Annotated in this window: 21 protein-coding genes; 8 read left to right on the plus strand and 13 right to left on the minus strand. The window is 71.4% G+C overall.

What is annotated here, in order from left to right; genetic code table 11:
* Window positions 1-109: 109 nt before the first annotated feature.
* Window positions 110-700, minus strand: coding sequence for a GNAT family N-acetyltransferase (locus tag ACIRQ7_RS26105; protein WP_404265126.1), 591 nt, complete (start codon window positions 698-700; stop codon window positions 110-112).
* A 173-nt stretch (window positions 701-873) separates the two neighbouring features.
* Here ACIRQ7_RS26105 and ACIRQ7_RS26110 point away from each other — a divergent pair, with 173 nt between their 5' ends.
* The 4 genes from ACIRQ7_RS26110 (at window position 874) to ACIRQ7_RS26125 (ending at window position 6,495) form a co-directional block, all read left to right on the plus strand.
* Window positions 874-1,875, plus strand: coding sequence for an RNA polymerase sigma factor RpoD/SigA (locus tag ACIRQ7_RS26110; protein ID WP_401472601.1), 1,002 nt, complete (start codon window positions 874-876; stop codon window positions 1,873-1,875).
* A gap of 445 nt (window positions 1,876-2,320) precedes the next feature.
* On the plus strand, window positions 2,321-3,211 hold the full coding sequence (locus tag ACIRQ7_RS26115) for a DeoR/GlpR family DNA-binding transcription regulator (protein ID WP_404265127.1): 891 nt from the start codon (window positions 2,321-2,323) through the stop codon (window positions 3,209-3,211).
* A complete protein-coding gene (gene pfkB / locus ACIRQ7_RS26120; RefSeq protein WP_404265128.1) occupies window positions 3,208-4,155 on the plus strand; it encodes a 1-phosphofructokinase in 948 nt (315 codons plus the stop codon). The genes ACIRQ7_RS26115 and pfkB overlap by 4 nt, the downstream gene beginning before the upstream one ends.
* A gap of 249 nt (window positions 4,156-4,404) precedes the next feature.
* Window positions 4,405-6,495 carry a fructose-specific PTS transporter subunit EIIC gene (locus ACIRQ7_RS26125; RefSeq protein WP_404265129.1) on the plus strand — a complete coding sequence of 697 codons (2,091 nt, stop codon included), beginning with the start codon at window positions 4,405-4,407 and terminating at the stop codon, window positions 6,493-6,495.
* Between the two features lie 116 nt (window positions 6,496-6,611).
* Here the strand turns inward: ACIRQ7_RS26125 and ACIRQ7_RS26130 are convergent, their stop codons facing one another.
* The 3 genes from ACIRQ7_RS26130 to ACIRQ7_RS26140 are packed head-to-tail and all read right to left on the minus strand — an operon-like array spanning window position 6,612 to window position 8,136.
* Entirely contained in the window at window positions 6,612-7,001 is a 390-nt protein-coding gene (locus tag ACIRQ7_RS26130) for a hypothetical protein (RefSeq protein ID WP_404265130.1), read from the minus strand.
* 29 nt (window positions 7,002-7,030) lie between these two features.
* Window positions 7,031-7,780: a hypothetical protein gene (locus ACIRQ7_RS26135; RefSeq protein WP_404265131.1), complete on the minus strand. Its 750-nt coding sequence runs from the start codon at window positions 7,778-7,780 to the stop codon at window positions 7,031-7,033.
* Between the two features lie 29 nt (window positions 7,781-7,809).
* Window positions 7,810-8,136: a WXG100 family type VII secretion target gene (locus ACIRQ7_RS26140; protein ID WP_401472618.1), complete on the minus strand. Its 327-nt coding sequence runs from the start codon at window positions 8,134-8,136 to the stop codon at window positions 7,810-7,812.
* Between the two features lie 55 nt (window positions 8,137-8,191).
* Between ACIRQ7_RS26140 and ACIRQ7_RS26145 the strand changes: the two genes are divergently transcribed.
* Window positions 8,192-8,530, plus strand: a complete 339-nt coding sequence (locus ACIRQ7_RS26145) for a hypothetical protein (RefSeq protein WP_404265132.1) — start codon at window positions 8,192-8,194, stop codon at window positions 8,528-8,530.
* A 96-nt stretch (window positions 8,531-8,626) separates the two neighbouring features.
* Here ACIRQ7_RS26145 and ACIRQ7_RS26150 read toward each other — a convergent pair whose 3' ends face one another.
* Window positions 8,627-8,821, minus strand: a complete 195-nt coding sequence (locus ACIRQ7_RS26150; protein ID WP_401472624.1) for a DUF397 domain-containing protein — start codon at window positions 8,819-8,821, stop codon at window positions 8,627-8,629.
* 168 nt (window positions 8,822-8,989) lie between these two features.
* Window positions 8,990-9,769, minus strand: coding sequence for a TetR/AcrR family transcriptional regulator C-terminal domain-containing protein (locus tag ACIRQ7_RS26155; protein WP_404265133.1), 780 nt, complete (start codon window positions 9,767-9,769; stop codon window positions 8,990-8,992).
* 205 nt (window positions 9,770-9,974) lie between these two features.
* Here ACIRQ7_RS26155 and ACIRQ7_RS26160 point away from each other — a divergent pair, with 205 nt between their 5' ends.
* Window positions 9,975-11,549: a DHA2 family efflux MFS transporter permease subunit gene (locus ACIRQ7_RS26160; protein ID WP_404265294.1), complete on the plus strand. Its 1,575-nt coding sequence runs from the start codon at window positions 9,975-9,977 to the stop codon at window positions 11,547-11,549.
* A gap of 86 nt (window positions 11,550-11,635) precedes the next feature.
* Here the strand turns inward: ACIRQ7_RS26160 and ACIRQ7_RS26165 are convergent, their stop codons facing one another.
* Complete coding sequence (locus ACIRQ7_RS26165) at window positions 11,636-12,967, minus strand: Ig-like domain-containing protein (protein ID WP_404265134.1); 1,332 nt, start codon at window positions 12,965-12,967, stop codon at window positions 11,636-11,638.
* A gap of 81 nt (window positions 12,968-13,048) precedes the next feature.
* Window positions 13,049-14,308 carry a CaiB/BaiF CoA transferase family protein gene (locus ACIRQ7_RS26170; RefSeq protein ID WP_404265135.1) on the minus strand — a complete coding sequence of 420 codons (1,260 nt, stop codon included), beginning with the start codon at window positions 14,306-14,308 and terminating at the stop codon, window positions 13,049-13,051.
* Between the two features lie 512 nt (window positions 14,309-14,820).
* Here ACIRQ7_RS26170 and ACIRQ7_RS26175 point away from each other — a divergent pair.
* Window positions 14,821-15,114 (plus strand): hypothetical protein, encoded by a 294-nt coding sequence (locus tag ACIRQ7_RS26175; RefSeq protein ID WP_401472639.1) that lies wholly within the window; start codon window positions 14,821-14,823, stop codon window positions 15,112-15,114.
* Between the two features lie 35 nt (window positions 15,115-15,149).
* Here the strand turns inward: ACIRQ7_RS26175 and ACIRQ7_RS26180 are convergent, their stop codons facing one another.
* A complete protein-coding gene (locus ACIRQ7_RS26180; protein WP_401472642.1) occupies window positions 15,150-15,770 on the minus strand; it encodes a Yip1 family protein in 621 nt (206 codons plus the stop codon).
* Window positions 15,771-15,857: 87 nt separating this feature from the next.
* Here ACIRQ7_RS26180 and ACIRQ7_RS26185 point away from each other — a divergent pair, with 87 nt between their 5' ends.
* A complete protein-coding gene (locus ACIRQ7_RS26185; protein ID WP_401473189.1) occupies window positions 15,858-16,574 on the plus strand; it encodes a VIT family protein in 717 nt (238 codons plus the stop codon).
* 68 nt (window positions 16,575-16,642) lie between these two features.
* Here the strand turns inward: ACIRQ7_RS26185 and ACIRQ7_RS26190 are convergent, their stop codons facing one another.
* The 4 genes from ACIRQ7_RS26190 to ACIRQ7_RS26205 all read right to left on the minus strand — a co-directional run bounded on the left by ACIRQ7_RS26190 (window position 16,643) and on the right by ACIRQ7_RS26205 (window position 21,016).
* Window positions 16,643-17,761, minus strand: a complete 1,119-nt coding sequence (locus ACIRQ7_RS26190; RefSeq protein ID WP_404265136.1) for a P1 family peptidase — start codon at window positions 17,759-17,761, stop codon at window positions 16,643-16,645.
* A 55-nt stretch (window positions 17,762-17,816) separates the two neighbouring features.
* On the minus strand, window positions 17,817-18,641 hold the full coding sequence (locus tag ACIRQ7_RS26195; protein WP_404265137.1) for a hypothetical protein: 825 nt from the start codon (window positions 18,639-18,641) through the stop codon (window positions 17,817-17,819).
* 398 nt (window positions 18,642-19,039) lie between these two features.
* Entirely contained in the window at window positions 19,040-19,804 is a 765-nt protein-coding gene (locus tag ACIRQ7_RS26200) for a YqjF family protein (protein WP_404265138.1), read from the minus strand.
* Between the two features lie 39 nt (window positions 19,805-19,843).
* A complete protein-coding gene (locus tag ACIRQ7_RS26205) occupies window positions 19,844-21,016 on the minus strand; it encodes a low temperature requirement protein A (RefSeq protein ID WP_404265139.1) in 1,173 nt (390 codons plus the stop codon).
* Between the last annotated feature and the right edge of the window lie 23 nt (window positions 21,017-21,039).

The following is a 21,039-nucleotide window of genomic DNA, read 5'->3' on the forward strand; positions in this document are numbered from 1 at the left end:
CTGGATCAGTTGGCCGTCAGGTCAGGTCAGGTCAGGTGGGGTGGGGTGAGGTCCCCTGGATCAGGTGAGGTCCCCTGAACCAGGTGGGGGCGGGTCGGGGGGAGGTCGGTCAGGTCAGGTCTTTTTGGTACCAGGCGACGTCCCAGTAGCGGCCGAACTTCCGGCCCACCTCCGTGTACGTGCCGATGTGCCGGAAGCCGAAGCGGGTGTGCAGGGCGTGGGACGCCTCGTTCGGCTGGGCGATTCCCGCGTACGCGCGATGTATGTCCTCGCCGGCCAGTGCCGTGAAGAGGGCGTCGTAGAGCAGCGTGCCGACGCCGCGGCCGGCGGCGTGCGGGGCGCAGTAGACGGTGACCTCGACGGAGGTGGCGTAGGCCGGCTTGGGGCGGAACGCGCTGCTGGTCGCGTAGCCGAGCAGAGCACCACCCGGCGCGCCGCGAGGGCCGTGGCCGGGGCCACCCTTCGGGCCGTCGCCGGGTCCGTCTTTCGGGTCGTCGCCGGCCTCCCGGGCAACCAGAAGACGGTGCGGGCCGTCTTGGGGGTGGGAGAGCAACCACGGACGACGCTGTTCGGACGTGAAGGGCTCCGTATCGAATGTGATGGGCGTCTCACGGACGTAGTGGTTGTAGAGGTCCGTGAGGGCCGGGAGGTCCGTTTCGACTCCCGCTCTGACCTGCACTTCCCCGTGCGGATGCTGCATAGGACCTCCCTCGGTGCCGGCGCAGGGTACTGCATGATCACAAAAATAGGGGCGCTGCGTGGGAATTCTGTCCGGATTCCAGCCGTTGTTTCCTTCGGACGGGTCACTCGGACAACGATCGGGTTTCCCGCCCCACCGTCCCGCGACCGACTCATCGCAAAGGGAGCACACGCATGGCAACCCGTGCCGTCGCCCGTCGTCAGAGCAGCAGCAGCGGTTCTGACGGGGCCAACAGTGTTCGCGCCGTAGGCGGGGAGATCGCCGACCGCGACCTGGTCGGCATGTACCTCGACGAGATCGCGCGCACGCCCCTGCTCGACGCCGCGAAGGAGGTCGAGCTGTCCCAGACCATCGAGGCGGGTGTCTACGCCCAGAAGATTCTGGACGGCGAGATCACCGACGGCAATGCCGCAGGTGCCGACCGCGAGGAGCTCGAGGCACTTGCCGCCGAGAGCGCCAGGGCCAAGGACGTCTTCATCCGTTCCAACCTGCGGCTGGTCGTCGCCGTCGCCCGCCGCTATCCGCGCGCCGGACTGCCGCTGCTGGACCTGATCCAGGAGGGCAACGCCGGCCTGGTGCGTGCCGTGGAGAAGTTCGACTACGCCAAGGGCTTCAAGTTCTCGACGTACGCGACGTGGTGGATCCGGCAGGCCATCACGCGTTCCATCGCCGATCAGTCGCGCACGATCCGGCTGCCCGTGCACCTCGTCGAGGAGCTGGGCCGTATCCGCCGGGTCCAGCGCGAGTTCAACCGCGAGAACGGCCGTGACCCGGAGCCGGCGGAGGTCGCCGGTGAGCTGGGCTCCACGCCCGCCCGCGTCACCGACGTCCTGGACTGGGCACGCGACCCGGTCAGTCTCAACATGTCGGTGGACGACGACGGCGACACCCAGTTCGGCGACCTGCTGGAGGACACCTCCGCGGCCTCGCCCGAGCAGTCCGTGCTCACCCTGCTGCGCAGCGAGGAGCTGGACGGCCTGATCGACCGTCTCGACCACCGCACCGCGTCGATCATCAAGGCGCGTTACGGCATCGAGGACGGCCGTGAGCGCACGCTGACGGAGGTCGGCAAGCAGCACGGCCTGACCCGCGAGCGGATCCGGCAGATCGAGAAGCATGCGCTGCTGGAGCTGAAGCGGATGGCGCGTGACACGGGGTTCGACGCGGCGGCGTAGCCCTCCCCTCCTCGGCGGATGGAGAGCGGCTTGCGCGCTCCTGCCCTGCCCAGGCCTGTCGTGTCCTGTCGCTTCCTGCTTGCCCCCGTCCCCGTCCCGTAGCAGATATTCGAGCCTGTAAGTCGAGCCTCCAGCCCCGAGCCTGAGCCCCGGTGCCACCACCCTGGTGCCGGGGCTCTTTCGTGTGTCCGGGGGCCGGGGGCCGGGGGCCGGGGGCCGGGGTCCGGGGCTGGGGAGCTGGGTGGCTGGGCCCGGCGCCTCAAGCCCGGGGGGCCGCCGCCGGAGTCCCGTTGAGTTAGTGGGGCGTCCACGGCGAGCGGCGGCTCGATGTGTGTTTGGGTCTGGCCTGTGCCCACTTCTGTTTACTTTGGCGAAATCGCGGCGTAGTGTCCCGGCGAAACCACAGGTTCGGGCATGTGGCCCACACGAACGGACACCCACGCTGATGTATGCACCGGAGCGCCAGCAGGAGATTCTGCGCCTCGCCCGCGAGGGCGGGCGGGTGGATGTGCTCTCCCTCGCGGAGGAGTTCCAGGTCACCGCCGAGACCGTACGGCGCGACCTCAAGGCCCTGGACCGCGCCGGTCTGGTGCGCCGGGTGCACGGCGGCGCCATCCCGGCCGGCCGGCTCGACTTCGAGCCGGACCTCGCGGAGCGCGATGTCGTCGCCGCCGACGAGAAGCAGCGCATCGCCCGCGCCGCGCTCGCCGAGCTGCCCGGTGTCGTGCTCCCCGGCGCCGTCCTTCCCGGCGCCGCGCTCCCCGGCGCCGAACCGTCCCACAGGGAAGCCCGCAGGGACGCCCCCAGGGACGCCCATCGGGGAGCCGCCCCCAACGGGCTCGGGTCCGCCACGGGAAGCGTGATTCTGGACGCCGGTACGACGGTCGCCCGGCTCGCCGCCGAGATCCCGTTGGAGGCCGAGCTGACCGTCGTCACGCACGGCCTGCCGGTCGCCGCGCGGCTGGCCGACCACCCCGGCCTCACCCTCCACCTGGTGGGCGGCCGGATCCGGCACCGTACGCGGGCCGCGGTCGATGACTGGGCGCTGCGCGCCTACCGCGAGATCAACGCCGATGTGCTGTTCCTCGCCACCAACGGTTTCTCGCTCGACGGCGGCCTGACCACCCCGGACCTAGCGGAGGCCGCGGTCAAGCGGGCGCTGATCGCGGCCGCCCGCAGGGTCGTCCTCCTCGCCGACTCCGCCAAGTTCGGGCAGCAGCACTTCGCCCGCTTCGGCGAGCAGTCGGACGTGGACCTGCTCATCACCGACACCGGGCTGAGCCCCGACGACGCCCTCGCCATCGAGCGCGCGGGCACGGAAGTAGTGCGCGCATGATCCTCACCGTCACCCCCAACCCCAGCCTGGACCGTACGTACGAGATCCCGGCGCTGGACCGTGGTGCCGTTCTCCGGGCCACCGCCGACCGGATCGACCCCGGTGGCAAGGGCGTCAATGTCTCGCGCGCGGTCGCCGCGGCCGGGCACCGCACCCTCGCGGTACTGCCCCTGGGCGGCCCCGCGGGCGCCGCGCTGGCGGGGCTGCTGGGTGCCGAGGGCATCGAGGTGGCGGGCGTGACGGTGACCGGCCAGACCCGCTCCAACATCTCGGTCGCCGAACCCGACGGCACTCTCACCAAGATCAACGCGACCGGCCCCGAACTGACCGCCGACGAGTCGGAGGCGCTGCTCGCGGAGGTCGGCGCGCGGTCGGCGGGCGCCGACTGGATCGCCTGCTGCGGCAGCCTGCCGCGGGGGCTCGCACCCGAGTGGTACGCGGCACTCGTCGCCCGCGCGCACCGCGCCGGCGCCCGGATCGCGCTGGACACCTCGGGGCCGTCGCTGACCGCGGCGCTGCGCGAGCGCCCCGACGTCGTCAAGCCGAACGCCGAGGAGCTGGCGCAGGCGGTCGGCCGCCCGCTCGCGACCGTCGGCGACGCGGTCAAGGCGGCGGAGGAACTACGGGAGTGGGGCGCGCGGGCCGTACTCGCCTCGCTGGGCGCCGACGGGCAACTGCTGGTCGACGCGGACGGCGCGCACTTCGGCAGCGCCCCGGTCGCCGCCGTCCGCAGCAACGTCGGCGCGGGCGATGCCTCGCTCGCCGGTTTCCTGGCGGCGGGCGGAACGGGCGTACGCGCACTTGCCGCGGCGGTGGCGCACGGCGCGGCGGCGGTACAACTGCCCGGCAGTCAGATGCCGACACCGGCCGACCTGGACCCGGAGGCGGTCACCACGACCGACGCCGTCCCGCTCGACCGCCCGCTGACGGAGCCGGCGCCATGACCGGCCGGCCCTGCCTGACGCCGTACGTGGTCCGGTCCTGCTCGACGCCGTACGTGGTCCGGTTCTGCCGGGCGCCGTACGGGGTCGGGGTCCCGCCCCGCTCCCGCCACCCGCAAGCCCTCCTCCACGGCCCGCACTACCCGCATCAGCCAGATCACCCGCATCACCCGCATCACCCGCACCCCCGTCCCCACCGCATATCCCGTCCCCACCGCCTCTTCGGCGGTCATGCCCGCAAGGGAGCCCGCGATGAGTGAGCTGATCACCGCGGAACTGGTCGACCTCGACCTGTCCGCAGAAACGAAGGACGCCGCCGCCCGATCGCTGGCAGAGCGGATGGTCGCGTCCGGTCGTGTCACCGGCCTGGAGGGGTTCCTCGCCGACGTGGCCGCGCGCGAGGCCCAGATGCCCACCGGCCTGGACGGTGGCATCGGCATCCCGCACTGCCGCAGTGAGCACGTCACCGCCCCGACGCTGGCTTTCGGCCGCAGCGCCACGGGCATCGACTTCGGTGCGCCCGACGGCCCGGCCGACCTGATCTTCCTGATCGCGGCCCCGGCCGGCGGCGACGCGGATCACCTGTCGATCCTCTCGACGCTGGCCCGCCACCTGATGGACGAGACCTTCACCTGCGCCCTCCGCTCGGCGTCGGAACCGGCACAGGCGGCCGCCCTCATCCGCGGCGAGGAGGCGGAGCCGGAGACGCCGGAGACGCCGGAGACGGCCGAGGTGGCCCAGGTGGATGCGCCGGACGCGGCGCCGGAGACGGACGCGGGCGACGGTCCGGCGGCACCGGAGCCGACACCAGAGCCGGAACGCGCCGGACCCTCCGGCGCCCCCACCCCCACTTCCACCCCCGTCTTCCGCATCGTCGCCGTCACCTCCTGCCCCACCGGCATCGCGCACACCTACATGGCCGCCGAGTCGCTGGAGAAGGCCGGTAAGGCCGCGGGCGTCGAGCTGGTCGTCGAGACGCAGGGCTCGGCGGGCTTCAAGCGGCTGGACCCGCGGATCGTCGCGGACGCGGACGGCGTGATCTTCGCGCACGACGTCGAGGTACGCGACAAGGAACGGTTCGCCGGCAAGCCGACCGTCGACGTCGGGGTGAAGGCGGGCATCAACCGCCCCGACGCCCTCATCGCCGAGGTGCGCGAGAAGGCCGAGCGCGGCGAGGCGAGTGCACCGGCGCACGCCGCCGCGCCCATGGACAAGACCGGCGACGCGAGCGACGGCTTCGGCACCCGGCTGCGCAAGTGGCTGATGACCGGCGTCAGTTACATGGTCCCGTTCGTCGCGGCCGGCGGACTCCTCATCGCCCTCGCCTTCGCCATCGGCGGCTACACGATCGACAAGGCGCCGTCCGTCGCCGACCACTTCATCTGGACCGAGTCCACGAGCTGGGCGGCCCTGCTCTTCCAGGTCGGCGGCGTCGCCTTCGGCTTCCTCGTCCCGATCCTGGCCGGCTACATCGCGTACGGCATGGCCGACCGGCCGGGCCTGGTGCCGGGCTTCGTCGGCGGCTCCATCGCCCTGACCATCAACGCGGGTTTCCTCGGCGGGCTGATCGCCGGGCTCCTGGCGGGCGGGGTGGTGATGGCGATCCAGCGGGTCGGTGTGCCGCCGGCGCTGCGCGGCATCATGCCCGTCGTCGTCATCCCGTTGATCTCCTCGGCGATCGTCGGCTTCCTGATGTTCCTGGTGATCGGCAAGCCGATCGCCTCGCTCCAGAAGGCCCTGACCGACTGGCTGTCCGGTCTCTCCGGCGCCAACGCGATCATCCTCGGCGTGATTCTCGGCCTGATGATGTGCTTCGACCTCGGCGGTCCGCTCAACAAGGTCGCGTACGCCTTCGCGGTGGGCGGCCTCGCCAACCCCAACGAGGGGAGCCTGAAGGTGATGGCCGCGGTCATGGCGGCCGGTATGGTCCCGCCGCTGGCGATGGCCCTGGCGACGACCGTCCGCGGCAGGCTCTTCACCAAGACCGAACGCGAGAACGGCAAGGCGGCCTGGGTGCTGGGCGCCTCCTTCATCACGGAGGGCGCGATCCCCTTCGCCGCCGCCGACCCGCTCCGCGTCATCCCCTCGGCCATGGCCGGCGGCGCGGTGACCGGCGCCTTGTCGATGGCCTTCGGCTGCACCCTCCGCGCCCCGCACGGCGGCATCTTCGTCGTCCCGCTGATCGGCCAGCCGTTCCTCTACCTGCTGGCCGTCGCCGCGGGTACGGGCGTCACCACCGCCCTGGTCATCGTCCTCAAGGGTCTCCGCAGGTCCCGGGACGCACAGGCGGCGGCCGCGGCGGACACCGCATCCGAGGAGGAGCAAGTGGCGGTCGCTGCCTGACCCCGGGGGACCGGCGCGCCACCGACAGCCCTCTTCCCGCTACCCCAAGGCTCCACCGGAACGCACGGTGGAGCCTTGGGGTTTCCGTCGTTTCGCGGACCGATCGCCGGTCCGACTCAGCCTCCGGCGCTGTGCCGAGGGGGTGTCGTCCGCTTGCGCTCGGCCATCTCGCGCTCGGCGGTGATCTCCTGGCGCTGCTCCTGAAGGTACTTCGCTCCCTCTCGCTCCGCGTCGAGCCGGTCAGCTTCGGACATCGCATCCCAACGCTGCTGAAAAGTCTCGAACCTTACGGCGAGGGACTCATCCTGGGGGGCGCTGTTGAGGGCTTCCCGGATGCCTTGGCGTCCCGACATGACATCTTTCGCCAGCTCCGTCAGCGGATCACCGGATTCGCCTTTGGCGAGATTCTTCATCATCTTTCTGAGCATTCTGGCCTTTGCCTCATCCTTGGCCAGGCTCATGAATTCTTCGTCGCCCACTTCGCGTGGCGGCGTATCGTGCTGCACGGTTCTTCCCTCGATGTCCGGTCCGGTGACTACGGGGCCACCGGGCTGTCGTACGCCTTCCCTGGAATGGGGAATTTGATCGCCTTGTTCTCGATGGATGCGCTCACGCCGCAGACGATTCCTACGGCGCCATTGATGGAGGTCTGCAGAGCGGCGATGGTGGTGGTCAGCTTTGACCACATATTAATCATCGCGACAATCTCTGCCGCGACAGCACCTGCCGCGACGACCGGGCCGAACAGCGTAAAGCTGGTGGACGCGCCCGCCAGGGCCGTCAATCCCACCACCGCCGCGGTGTCCAGGATTCCGCTGAGCAGGTCGCCGCATGCCTCGGCCGCATTCCATACCTCTTCGTATGTCTTCTCGTAGTTCTTCTGCAGTGAGGTGAAGGATGCCTTCATCTCGTCGATGTCTTTGGCCAGCGTGTCAAAATAAATGTATGCAGCGTCCGCTGCGTTACCGTTCCAGCTGTTGTCGAGCGATTTGTTTCCTGTCCTGATGTTCTCCGACAGGTCCTCGCAGAAGTCACCGAGAGCCTTCCACGCCTTCGCGCACTGGGCATATTCGACCCAGTCGCCTGCGATCAGCTTCTTCGCCTCGTCAACGGGGTTGAAGTCGAAAGCCAACTCCAGCCCTTTGCTTATCAGCCAGGATGGGCTGATGACGTCGCCGAAAGACAAGAGGTCCTTGACGACTCCGCCATCCGGTTCCTCTTTGTCGGCGTCCACTCCGGGCGGTACGAGGCGGCTGGTCGGCTTGGTGACGTCCGTGAATCCCATGGGGTCCCCCTTATTTCAGTCGGCTCGTCTTACCGCTTTGATGCGGGGTAGGTGGAATCCATCTTCCGCGATTCATCCCGATCGGTCGCGCGGTAATGTTTCGCCGAGCTGAGCAATTCGCCTGACGATGCCGACAGTATTTTCTGCAGTGTCTTCATCGTGTTCTGTACGCGGTCGATGACATCCTGATGCCCGCCGTCCCACAATTGCGCGATGGTGGATATCGGGCCCACGTCCGAGGGCATCATCTCGCAGGACTTCTTGACGTAGTCCCTTGCCTCCTCGACGTCTTCAACCGCTCGGTGTATTTGCTTGCCAAATGCTTCCAAGTCGTCCGGATCGACCGAAAAGCTCACGTCTACCCCTTTAGCGTTTGTTGACTCGGTCATTGCCTGTTGATATGTTCCGGCGATGGTACCGATGTTCGGTGATGGTGATAAAGGCCTGCCGCCGCTAGAACTCAGCGACGATACGCGCAGCCCCGGTGATGAGTATCTGCAGCGCCAGGTGCGCGTGTGGGCGTACATGGCCGCCTTCTTCGCGCTCCTCATCCCCTGGATGTGGCTTTACTTCTCCTTCGCATACGACCTGCGCAAGGACCTTCCGGTCATCGCGGCCGTCGTGATGCATGGCGGACTGGCGCTCGTCTGGGTCGGACGCCGTAGGTCACGACCGGCACTCACCTGGGCAGGCGTGGGGTGCTACCCGCTGGCCATCGCGCTCTGCCTGCTGCTGAAAGACGTTCTCTGACCTACGTGGTGCGGCCGGCGGAAGCGACGCGGCCTCTCGGTGCCGTCGCGGCGACCCGCTTTCCGGGGGGCCTTGTCGCGGCGTTCCGCCGACTGCTCAGTCCGCCGTCGTCAGGGCGATGAAGAGGGACCAGGAGGCGGCGGCGAAGACGAGGTGGGGGCCGTTGCCGGCGCCCTTCGAGTCCCGGACGTGGATCCGGTCGTCGGGGCCGGCGGCGACCTCCAGGCAGGCGCTGTGCTGGTCGTTGCTGTGGCTGGACTTCCGCCACGACAGCTGAAGCTGCTCGCTCATGGGGTATCCACCCTTCGTTCCGTGCGCCGGGGCGTGCTGTCGCCGCGCCCTACGGGAAGGCTTCCCCGTCCGGTGGCGTTCGAGCCGTGCGCGGTGGCGTGCCTTACCGCCGATCACCGTGCTGCGCACGGGAGTTGGGCGGCCCCGCGCCGGACTCCGCCGGTGCGCTCAGATGCCGAAGCGGGCGGCTACGCCGTCGAGGACGCTGTCCAGGCCGGTCTCGAAGCGCCACAGCGGGTCGTCCTTGCGGGTCGCTTCGTGCGTGTAGCGCCGGTAGGTCGGGTAGCGGCCGGTGCTCATGAGGTAGGTCATCTGCGGGGCGAGCGCGATCCGCAGGTCGTCGTTGGTGGTCCAGCCCTCCGACACCATCAGGAGCTGGTGCGCGACCTCGGATGAAACGGCGCCGTGGACATAGGAGTTGACGGTGCCGACGACGGCCATCATCGCGTCGATGTCGAGCCCGAGACCGTCCAGCGACGCGAGGGAGCGCTCGGCCGCGGCCAACCGGTTGGGGGTCAGCGTGCGCAGGCTCTGCGGCGAGGAGATCTGGGTCAGCCAGGGGTGGTTCAGCACGATCTCGCGGGTGCGCAGGGCGCCCGCGCGTAGGACGTCGCGCCAGCTCTTGAGGTCGCGGGGGAGTTCCAGGTCGGCGTAAACCGTGTCAGTCATCAGGTCCAGCAGGTCGCTCTTGCCGGAGACGTAGCGGTAGGCCGCCATGGGGGCGACGCCCAGTTCGGCGGCCAGGCGGCGCATGGTGACGGCGTCGATGCCTTCGGTGTCGGCGAGGCGTACGGCGGCCGCGGCGATCTTCTTCGGGGTGAGGGTGGCGCGCGGGGCGGGGGCGGGCTGGTCCAGGCGCTCCCAGAGGGAGGCCGGGGGCGATTCCCCGTCGGGGGCCGGTGACTCCGGGGTCGGGGGCGTGGGCGCCTGCCGCTTCTGCCTGGCCATCGTCGCATCGTCCCTTCCGCACGTGTGCGTACAACGTATCAGTGGTAGACGGTGTACACCTGGGTGTGTACGTTGTATCTCAAGAATACGACGTACACGTGCGGACGGGATGAGGGGGAGTGGCGCCGTGAGCAAGGGGAGCGCGAGGGGTGCGGGGCGGCGGTCGAGGTCGCTGCGGTTCGGGGTGTTCGGGCTGTTGCTCGGGATGTTCCTGGGGATGGTGGACGGCATGATCGTGGGCACCGCGCTGCCCACGATCGTGGGAGAACTCGGCGGGCTGGAACAGCTGTCATGGGTGGTGACGGCCTATCTGCTCACCGCGGCGGTGGCCACCCCGATCTGGGGGAAGCTCGGCGATCTGCACGGCCGCAAGGGCATCTTCATGGCGGCGATCGTCCTCTTCCTGGCCGGATCGGTGCTGTCCGGGCTGGCGCAGGACATGGGCCAGTTGATCGGCTTCCGGGCGCTCCAGGGGCTGGGCGCGGGCGGGCTGATGGTCGGCGCGCTGTCGATCATCGGGGTGCTGGTGCCGCCCCGCGAAAGCGGACGCATGCAGTCGATGATCGGCGCCATGATGCCGGTCGCGTTCATCGGCGGCCCCCTGCTGGGCGGCTTTCTCACCGACCACCTGAGCTGGCGCTGGGCGTTCTATGTGAACCTGCCGGTCGGGGCGGTCGCGCTGCTGATCGTCGGGGTCGGGGTCCGGCTGGAGCGCACCGAGCGGAACCGCGCCCCGATCGACTACGCAGGGGCGGCGCTGCTGTCCCTCGGCATCCTGGCGCTGACGCTGCTGGCCAGTTGGGGTGGCGGCCGGTACGGGTGGGCCTCGCCGCAGATCCTCGGCCTGGCCGCGGTGGGCGCGGTGGCGACGGCCTGGTTCGTAAGGGTGGAGCGGCGGGCCGCCGAACCGGTCATCCCGCCCCGGCTGTTCGCCGACCGCAACTTCACCCTCGCGCAGGTCCTGAGCTTTCTGGTCGGGGCGGTGATGCTGGGCGCGACGAGCTATCTGCCGCAGTACATGCAGTTCGTGCAGGGGCTCTCCCCGACGGCCGGCGGGCTGCTGCTGGTGCCGCTGATGTTCGGGATGCTCGGGGTGCAGCTCGCCACCGGCGCGCTGATCAGCCGCACCGGCCGCTACCGCCGCTATCCGATCCTCGGCGGCGCGGTCCTCACCCTCGGCCTGCTGATCCTGCTGCGGCTCGGCACCGACACCGCGACGGCCGCCGTCTCCGCGCTCACCGTCGTCGCGGGGGCGGGGATCGGGCTGGTCATGCAGAGCACGATGGTCATCACGATGAACAGTGCCGACCCGCGCGACATGGGCGCCGCGAGCGGCACCGTCACCCTGCTGCGCACCCTCGGCGGCTCGCTCGGTGTCGCCCTGCTGGGCGCCGTCTTCACCGGCAGGCTGCAGAGCGGACTCGCGGACCGGCTGGGCCAGGACACGGCACGACGGCTGACGGAGGGCGCCGACCAGATGACGCCGCAGCTGCTCCAGGGGGTGACCGGCCCGGTGCGGGACGCCTACCGGGCGGCGGTCACCGGCGGACTGCACGGCGTCCTCATCGGCGCCGCCGTCCTGGCCGTACTGGCCTTCGCCGCGGCCTGGTTCGTACGGGAGGTGCCGCTGCGCGGCGACAACAGCGGCGGACGCGGCGAGGGCGTAACGGGCGACGGGGCGGCGGACCGGGGCGCGATGGCTGAGGGCGCCGGGGCAACCGCCGGGGAACCGCACCCCGGCCCCGGCCACCGGGCGGCCGCACCCGCGCCCCGGAGCTAGGGTCCCTGCGACAACGGTGGCCGGCCCCTTGCGGGACCGGCCACCGTGGAGTGTCCGTCAGCGGGCGCGCGGGCCCGGCGGGCGGGTCAGGACGCGCTGCCCGCCTGCCACTCGGACCAGGACAGGTTCCAGCCGTTGAGGCCGTTGTCCGGCTTGACCGTCTCGTCGTGCGAGTTCTTCACGATGACGACATCGCCGACCAGCGAGTTGTCGAAGAACCACTTGCCCGGGGTGTCGCCACCGCCGCCCTTGGCGTCGCGCAGGCCGACGCAGCCGTGGCTGGTGCCGGACTTGCCGAAGATCGACGGGGAGCCCCAGTAGTTGCCGTGGATGAAGGTGCCGGAGGACGACAGGCGCATGGCGTGCGGGACGTCCTTGATGTCGTACTCACCGCCGAAGCCGACCGTCGAGCCGTCCATCCGGGTCCGCTCGAACTTCTCCGAGATCACCATCTGGCCGTTGTAGGTGGGGTGGTCGGCGCTGCCGCCGGAGATCGGGATGGTCTTGAGGGTCGCGCCGTCCTTCTTGATCGTCATGTTCTGGGTGTCCATGTCGACCGTGGAGACCTGCGAGCGCCCGATGGTGAAGGAGACCGTCTTGGACTGCACGCCCGTGATGCCCTGGCCGCCCTTCACGCCGTCCAGGTCGATCTTCATGGTGACCTTGGAGCCGGCCTTCCAGTAGTCCTCGGGCCGGAAGTCCAGGCGCTGCGCGCCGAACCAGTGGCCGACGACCTGCTGGCCGCTGCTGGACGACACCGTGATGTGGGACTGGACGTCCTTCTTGTTGCTGATCGCCTTGTCGAAGTTGAACGACACCGGCATGCCGACGCCGACGGTCTTGCCGTCGTCGGGGGTGTAGCTGCCGATGAAGCTGTTCGCCGAGGAGACGGTGGTGAAGGTGGCGTTCTCGGTCGCCGAACGGCCCTTGGTGTCCTTGGCGTTCGCGACGATCTTGTACTTCGTGCCGCGCTCCAGCTGGACGCCCGGCTTCCAGGAGGCTCCGTCGGCCGATATGGCTCCGGCCACGTCCGCGCCGGAATCGGCCACGGTGAGCTTCACATCGGTCAACTTGCCGCCGGTGACCTTCACCCCGGTGTCGTTGATGCTGGCGTCGGTGGCGCCGTCCTTCGAGGAGACCTTGATCTTCGCGTCGGAGGCGTCCTTGGCGGCCGCCGCATCCGCTCCGGCCTGGCCGTTCTTGCCGTCGGAGTTGCCACTGGCGCCGGCGTCACCGCCACAGGCGGACAGCGCGAGCGCTCCCGCGGCGAACAGGGCGGTGGCGGCCAGGGTGCGACGCATCCGGCGGGTGCGGCGCGGGGCGCCGGCCGCCTGCTGCTCGGGGAGCTGGAGCAGCTGGTGCGGGGTGCGGGACCGAGCGGGCGCGGGATTGTCCGGCGATGTCACGAGCTGCTCCATACAAGGGTGTTGTGTTTCCGTGCTGGTAAACAGCACCAACGGGCAGATTTGGTTGCGGGTTGCGGTGATATGTGACCAAGGTCACAGCCGCGGCGGGAGGGGGCGGTCAGGTGGTCCTGACAGCCAGGTTCGCAGCGGGGTGCCGTCCTCGTCCAGGCGGGGTGGTGCCGCGGGTTGGGAAACCGGCGTCCCCGAGAGGCGGAGTGGGCTGGTGACTTGGGGTGTGCGGCCCTCGCCGACCGGGGTGACCGGATCGAGTCCGAGCCGGTCCGCCAACTCCAGCGCCTCGGACAGGCTGTTGACCGGACCGCACGGCACGGACGCCGCGGACAGATGTTCGGTCCAGCCCTGCGGAGTGTCGGATGCGAGTCGGTCTTCCAGCGCTTTGATGAGTTCTCTGCGGTTATGTACCCTGTCCTGATTGCGGAGAAAACGGGCATCCTCGCCCAGTTCCGGGGCGCCCAGCGCCTGCGTCAACGCCCGGAATTGGCGGTCGTTGCCGACCGCCACCGCGAGCAGCCCGCCCCGGCAGGCCAGCGTCTCGTACGGGGCGATGCTCGGATGGCGGTTGCCCATCGGGCCCGGGTCGCGGCCGGTCGCCAGATGCCCGGACGCCTGATTCACCAGCGAACCGAGAAGGGAGGAGAGCAGGTTCACCTCCACGAGCTGCCCCTCGCCCGTCCGGTCGCGGTGCCGCAGCGCGGCAAGGATGCCGGTCGTGGCGTCCTTGGCGGTCAGTACGTCCACCAGCGCGACGCCCGCCTTCAGCGGCGTTCCGCCCGGCTCGCCGGTGATGCTCATCAGGCCGCCGACGGCCTGCACGACGAAGTCGTAGCCGGGGAGATGGGCGCCCGCACCCGACCCGAAGCCGGTGATCGTGCAGTGGATCAGTCCGGGGTGGGCGGCACGGGTGGCGGCGTGGTCCAGGCCGTATTTGGTGAGCGACCCGGGGCGGAAGTTCTCGATGAGTACGTCGGCCCGGCGCGCCAGCTCGCGGGCTGCCGCCGCGTCGTCGGGGTCGCCCAGATCCAGTGCGAGGCCGCGCTTGGAACGGTTGGCGGCGTCGAAGTACGCGGCCGTCCCGTCGGCGGCGAACGGCGGGCCCCAGGCGCGGGTGTCATCGCCGGTGCCGGGCCGCTCCACCTTGATCACCTCGGCGCCGAGGTCGGCGAGTGTCGCGGCGGCCAGCGGCCCGGCCAGCACCCGGCTGAAGTCGGCGACGAGGACGCCGTCGAGGGCGCGTGCGGGGCGCGGTGCTCCCGGGGTGAGGGCGTCGGCGGTGGGGGCGGTGCGGTCCGGGCCGGTGGGCGGCTGGGGCTGCGGCTGGGGCGGCTGCGGCACGTGCGTGCTCCTCACGTCGCGGACGGTGTGCCGCCATCGTCGGGGACGATCTTCGCCCGGGGGAAGCCGCCGGGGTGTCCAACGGGGCGCCGCGGAACCTGCCGTGCCGGAGCGAGGGGCACACCGCAAGAATGGCGAAAAGTCGTAGGAGAAGGGTCACTTCAGGACTTCGGTCCCAAAACACCCTGTCGAAGTTCCCGCGAGGTGGTGTCTACTGGGGCGGAACCGCTCGTTCGGGTCATGCCGGGCGCGCGGGGTCCGGCAGGCACTCCACCACGCCTCGAAGGCGCGGGCCCCGCCGCGTTCGCGTCGGTCACCCCCGACGTCCGCAGGGCGCGGCCACCTCGCGTGGACCGCTCCTCCGCATCGCGGCCGCACGTCCCGGACCCCGCTCCCGCATCCGGCCCGATCCGGACGGGCGCCCTGGTTCCGGCGCCTGAACTGACCCGCCCTGCGCGCCGGTCGAGCACCTGACCGCTTGTCCGCCCCCGACCGCCGTCCTGGAGGACCGCATGCTCCCCTCCTTTTCGATCCTGCAGCAGATCGGCCTCGCCGTCCTCCTCGTCGCGACCGTCGTCTGGGTCGTCGGGCTGGTCCTGCTGGCCGGACCGACGCGGGGGCGGAAGCGGCCCGGGGCGGCGCAGCGCAGCGGCCGGCCGCAGCCGCGCGGATCCGGGGCGCCGCTGCTCGGGGCGGTCCCGCGGCAGACGGGACCCGCCGGGCCGCCCTCGGAGAGCGTGGAGCTGAGTGCCGCGGAGCGTGAGGCGTTCGCAGGCCTCGTACGGCAGTTGACCGGCGGCAGCTGACCGGCCCGGGGCGGGGATGCGTCCCTCGCCGGGGATCAGCGGACGGGGCCCAGTTTCAGCAGGGCCAGCGCGGCCAGCATCTGCACCGACACCGCCGTCGCCGACTTCCGGGTGGAGAGATGGTGCTGGCCCCTGATGAGCAGCACCGCGAGGACGTAACCGAAGCCCCAGGTCGTCCAGGTGGCGGCCTGGACGAAGGTGGCGCCGGTCGGCAGCCAGGCGGCGATCGCCAGCCGCGGCAGATCGGTCACCCAGAACAACACGATGAACAGGCTCGCGGTGGGCGAGAAGCGGCCGTTCCCGCCGAGCGTCCGGGCGATCGCGTGCGTGACCGCCCCCAGCGCGAAGCTCGCGGCCAGCACCCCACCCACGGCAAGTCCGGCGAGCTGCAGGGCCATCGTGCGATCGGCCGCCCACTGGTCCCGGAACGCGCTCACCGTCAGCACCCCGATGCCGCCGCTGACCAGACACAGCAGCACCGCGGCGCTCCAGGCGCTGCGGTCCCGGGCCTCGTCCAGGACCTCCACCGGCCGGTACCAGAGCCCGAGGATCAGCCGGTGCCACCACAGCCGGCGGCGCGGAGCCGGCCCGCGGCGCTCCGGCTGGACGAGCGTCGGGGGAGGCGGCGGAGGCTGCGGGGACGGCGGTGCGGGCATGCAGCCTTCCTACCACCGGCGAATTCGGGACGCCCCAGGGGCGTCGGGCGGGGGTGCGACCAGCGCGGATGAGACCCTCGGCGGATGATGACTGCCGATACCCCAGAGCACGGCGAGGCGCACGGCGGCGGGCTGGGCAGCCGTCTCAACTGGCTGCGGGCGGCGGTGCTCGGCGCCAACGACGGGGTCGTCTCCACGGCCGGAATCGTCGTCGGCGTCGCCGGAGCCACCGACGCGCGCGGCGCGCTGCTGACCGCCGGACTGGCCGGACTGCTCGCCGGATCGATGTCGATGGCCGCGGGCGAGTACGTGTCCGTCTCCACCCAGCGGGACTCGGAAAAGGCCGCACTCGTCAAGGAGAAGCGCGAGCTGGCCACCGAGCCGCAGGCCGAACTCATCGAACTGACCGGCCTGTTGGAGGGCAAGGGGCTGAGCGGCGAACTGGCCCGGGAGGTCGCCGAGGAACTCACCGCACACGACGCGCTGCGCGCACACGCCGAGGTCGAGCTCGGCATCGACCCCGACGACCTCACCAACCCCTGGCACGCCGCGGGCGCCAGCTTCCTCGCCTTCACCGCCGGCGCGCTGCTGCCCCTGCTGGCGATCGTGCTGCCGCCGTCCGCACTGCGCCTGCCGGTCACCGTCGTCGCGGTGCTCGTCGCGCTCGCGTTCTGCGGCTGGATCAGCGCCCGCCTGGGCGCCGCCCCGGTCCGCCGCGCGATGCTGCGCAATGTCGCGGGCGGCGCCCTGGCCATGGCGGTGACGTACGGGGCGGGTGCGGCGCTCGGGGCGTCGGGGGTATGAGGCGGCAGGAGGGGGCAGCGGGACGGTAGGCGGAGCCCGGCACGTGGCCTCGCCGGACCCGTACGGTCCTACCGGTCCGCGAACGGATCGCCGTACAGGTCCCGGTACGAGGGGAACACGCCCCCCGGGCCGTCCACCGTCTCCGCCGTCAGGACGGCGGAGACGACGGCGCGGGCGAGCACGTCCGCACCGGCGGCCAGGATCTCGTTCAGCGGGCCGAGCTCCGCATGCATCCCGAACACCGGGTCGGCGAGCGCTCCTTCGGGGGCGAGCGGGCGGGCGCCGGTGGACAGCGCGAAGACCGTGTCGCCGTCGGACAGCAGATGCACCGGGCGCACCGCTCGGGCCAGACCGTCATGCGCGGTGCCCGCGAGCTTGTGGGCCTGGGCGCGGGTGAGAACGGCGTCGGTGGCGACGACCGCGAGGGTGGTGTTGAGCGGCGGACGTACCGAGGCGGCCCAGCGGGCCTGTGAGAGCTCCGCGGCCTCGGCGAGCCGGCGTACGGCGCGGGCGTGCACCTCGGGGGCGGGGAAGGCGCCGGGGCCGTCGTGCAGGCGCCCGTACAGCGCGCCGGTGCGGGGATCGGCCGGCGAACCGCTCGCGTTGACCGCGGCCAGCGCGGCGACCGTGGCACCCGACGGCAGCAGCACGCTCGCGGTGCCGATGCCGCCCTTCAGGCCGCCCGCCACCGCGCCGGTGCCGGCGCCGGTGTTGCCCTGCGCGACCGGCGCACCCGGCTGCGTGCAGGCGGCGGCCTCGACCGCCGACCGCCCCAGCGCGGCATCCGGCCGGGCCCGCCAGTCGCCGCCGCGCCCCAGATCGAACAAGGCCGCCGCCGGGACCACCGGTACGACCTGGGCCGGGTCCGGGCCGACGTGGAATCCGCGGCCCTGCTCCTCCAGCCAGCACGCCACACCGGACGCGGCATCAAGCCCGAAGGCACTCCCACCGGTCAGCACGACCGCCTCGACGCGCTGCACGAGATTGCGCGCGTCCAGCGCGTCGGTCTCGCGGGTGCCCGGGCCGCCACCGCGTACGTCGACGGCCGCGACCGCGCCGCCCTCGGGGGCGAGGACGACGGTGGTGCCCGTCAGCGCGCCGTCGCCGACGCGCCGGGCATGGCCCACCCGCAGCCCATGGACGTCCGTCAACGCGTCACGCGGGCCCTGCTGTGCCGTGTCAGCCATGGCTCATGGGTACCACGCCGCGGCGCGGCCCGGCGGGCCCCTGCGCGGGTACCGGTCAGTGACCGGGCGGGCCCATCACCACGACCGGATGGCGGTCGGGGTCGAGGGTGCGCAGCAGTTCCCGCATGACCTTCGGCTTGAGGCTCACGCAGCCCTGGGTGGGGCCGTCGTGGTCCACATGCAGCCAGACGCCGCCGCCCTTGGCGTCGCCCTCGGGGCGCTGCTGGTCGAGCGGGGAAGTGCCCGGCACCCGGTTGTAGTTGATGGCGATGACGTAATCGAAAGCGCCCTCCAGGGGCTCACCCTCCACGCCGGTGCCGTTCGCGACGAAGCTGCCGTTGTGGTCGTAGGGGAGCTTGGTGCCCTCGGGGGCGGCCAGCCGGCCGCCCGCGTCGGTGAGGGTGTAGACGCCCTGCGGGGAACGGAGGTCGCCGTAGTGGTGATCGTCCGTCCAGCCCTGGGCGGCGTTGTGCGCGGCCCAGGCGGTGCCCGGTTGCCAGTCCTTGGAGCCCTTGTCGCGGGTGTAGAGGACGACCCGGGAGTCGTAGGAGTCATCTCCCGCTCCGGTGACGACCAGCACCTGGCGAGAGTTGGCCGGTATGCGCTTGCGTACGTCGTCGCTCAGACCGGGGATCGCGCGCGGGGCCCGGGTGGCGGCGTTCGGCGCCATCTTGGGCGCGGTCCTGGCGGAGGGTTTCTCCGGACCGGCGGCGGCCGTGGGGGCGTTCTTGGCGTCCACCCGGCCGTCGTTGTCGTCACCCGAGGCGGGCCACGCCCACAGGGCGGTACCGACCAGCGTGGTGACAGCGAATCCGCTCACTGCCTTGCTGCGCCGGGACAGCCTTTTGCGTGCGCGTGACTGAGCGTGGCGGGCGGCCATGTCTGGCGTCTCCTCAGTTGCGGACGGGTGGACGGCCCGTGGGTGGTGCCCGTATGGAGTAGCGCGGGCATAAAAAGGGCAATCTGCACCCTACCGCGTTCAGGTGTCGGGGCCGCCTCCGCCCCGGGTGAAGGCGGGGGAACAAGAGGGCGAAGTCCCCGGAAGTCGGGCCTTTTGGCGGGTAATTGATGGGGTGTTGAGGGGAAGAGGGAGGGTGGCGGCGCAGGTGAGGGGGGTGTCGGGCGGGGCATCGAAGATGGCCGGATCTGATGCCGGGTACGACCGTTCGGCACGCTTGTGGGGGAACGGCCCACCGGGAGAGCCGGACAGGCGGGCCGCCGGGGCGGCTCCCGCGCGGGCCCCGGGCGCCCCGGGACGGTCACCGGCTGTGGCGGGCGTCAGGAGGTCGGGATACCGGCCGGGCGGGCCGGGCGGCCGAAGCGGACCGGGACGCCGGGCGAATACAGCACGCTCACCGGATCCCCCACCGGCGCCGGCACACCCGCCGCCGCCACCAGATTCTCGTCGCACGCCACCAGGTCGGCCCGGTACAGCGGCCACCTCGGGTGCACGTTCGGCAAGTACCTCGACCGGCCGAGGAACGTGCTGTGCATGCCCCAACGGGCCGTCAGGAAGTGCTCCAGCTCGGTCGGCTCGGCGATCGGCTCGCCCTTGCGCACCGTGATGCGGCTGTACGCGCCGCGCGGGCCCGGCAGGCGGCGCGTGCTGGTGTAGGTGAGGGTGTCCCGCTCGGCGCGGACCGCCATCCGGGACCACACGTACGGCAGCCGGAAGCCGTACCGCGCCATGAGCACCGGGATCAGGCGCGAGGCGTCCAGCGAACGGAAGACCACGCCGCGCCGGCCGTGCCCGTCCACCGAGTACAGGCGGACATTGGTCTCGGGAAAGGTGCCCAGATAGGGGACGCCGGGCAGTCGCAGCCATCCGACGCGGTGCATGCGGAAGGCGACCAGGCCGACGTAGGTGACGCCGTCGAGGGTGTCGGGCGCCGTCCCCGGCGGGAGCAGAGCGGCCACGTCCTCGGGGGCCACCGCCCAATGGAGGAATGCCAGGTCGAGCCAGGACTGGGTGAGCAGTGGCCGGGGGATCGACCCGGGCGGGCCGGGGGTGACGGGCTCGGGGGAGGGGAGAGCGGGGGGCATCGCGTCAGCATCGCAGAGCGGGTGCCCGGCCGGGCGGCGCTACTCCTCCTCGTCCGGCCCGGCGGTCAGGGCGGTGCCCTGGCGGGCTGTGAGGGTGACGCCGACGGCGACCGTCGCGGAGGCCACCAGGCCGGCCAGCAGCACGGCCCAGTGGCCGGCGAACGTACAGGCCAGGAGCGCGAGCGAGGACACCGGCAGGACCAGCTGCTGGGCCAGGCCGCGCTTCTGGTGGCGGGAGTGGATCAGCCACACCGTGAACATGAACAGCGCGGCCGGCACCGTCACCCACGCGGACGCCGCGAACGTCGACAGATGCGCCGTGCCGACGGACTCCTCCACCGCGATCTCGATGCCCGCGCCGACCGCCGCCGCCGACGCGTACACCAGGTAGTGGCCGTAGCCCCAGGCGAAGGCCTGCCGGTTGGAGTGCAGATGCAGGTGGATGGGGACCGCGAAGTAGATCCAGTAGGCGGTGAAGACCAGCAGCAGGCCGCCGCCCGCGATCGGCAGCAGGGTGCTCAGCTCGTCGTGCTCGTCCAGCGCGGACTGCACGGCGACGGTGGCCGCGGCGATCGTCTCGCCCAGCACGATGATGGTGAACAGGCCGTACCGCTCGGCGATGTGGTGCGGGTGCCAGCTCGTCTGCCGCTCCCGTTCGGCGAGCGCGGGGACGCTCAGCTCCAGCAGGCCGACGACCAGGAACACCCAGGGGATGTCGCCGTCCGGGAGCAGCACCAGGCCGAGCCAGCCGACCTGGCACACGGTCACCCCCAGGGCGTAGCGCAGCGCGGTGCGCCGTTCGGGGCCGTGGCTGCCGTAGGCGGCCCGCAGCCACTGGGTGACGAGGGCCAGCCGCATCACCACATAGCCGAACCAGGTGACGGTGAAGTCGCCGTCGAAGGCGCGGGGGATGCCCGCGGCCAGGATCAGGACGCCCGCCATCTGGACGAGCGTGATCACACGGAAGAGGGCGTCGTCGTTGTCGTACGCCGACGCGAACCAGGTGAAGTTGACCCAGGCCCACCAGATGCCGAAGAAGATCATGAGGAAGCCGGGAACGCCGTGGCCCGGATGGCCCTCGGCCACGTCGTGCACCAGCTGGCGGCCGGCCTGCGCGATCGCCACGACGAAGCACAGGTCGAAGAAGAGTTCCAGGGGGGTGGCGGCGCGGTGGCGCTCCGTGCGGGGGCGCTCGCGCATGAGGAGGGGCATGGGCAGGCTCTTCGTCCGTTGGT

Source organism: Streptomyces sp. NPDC101393 (genome assembly GCF_044767385.1).
Classification (GTDB): Bacteria; Actinomycetota; Actinomycetes; order Streptomycetales; family Streptomycetaceae; genus Streptomyces.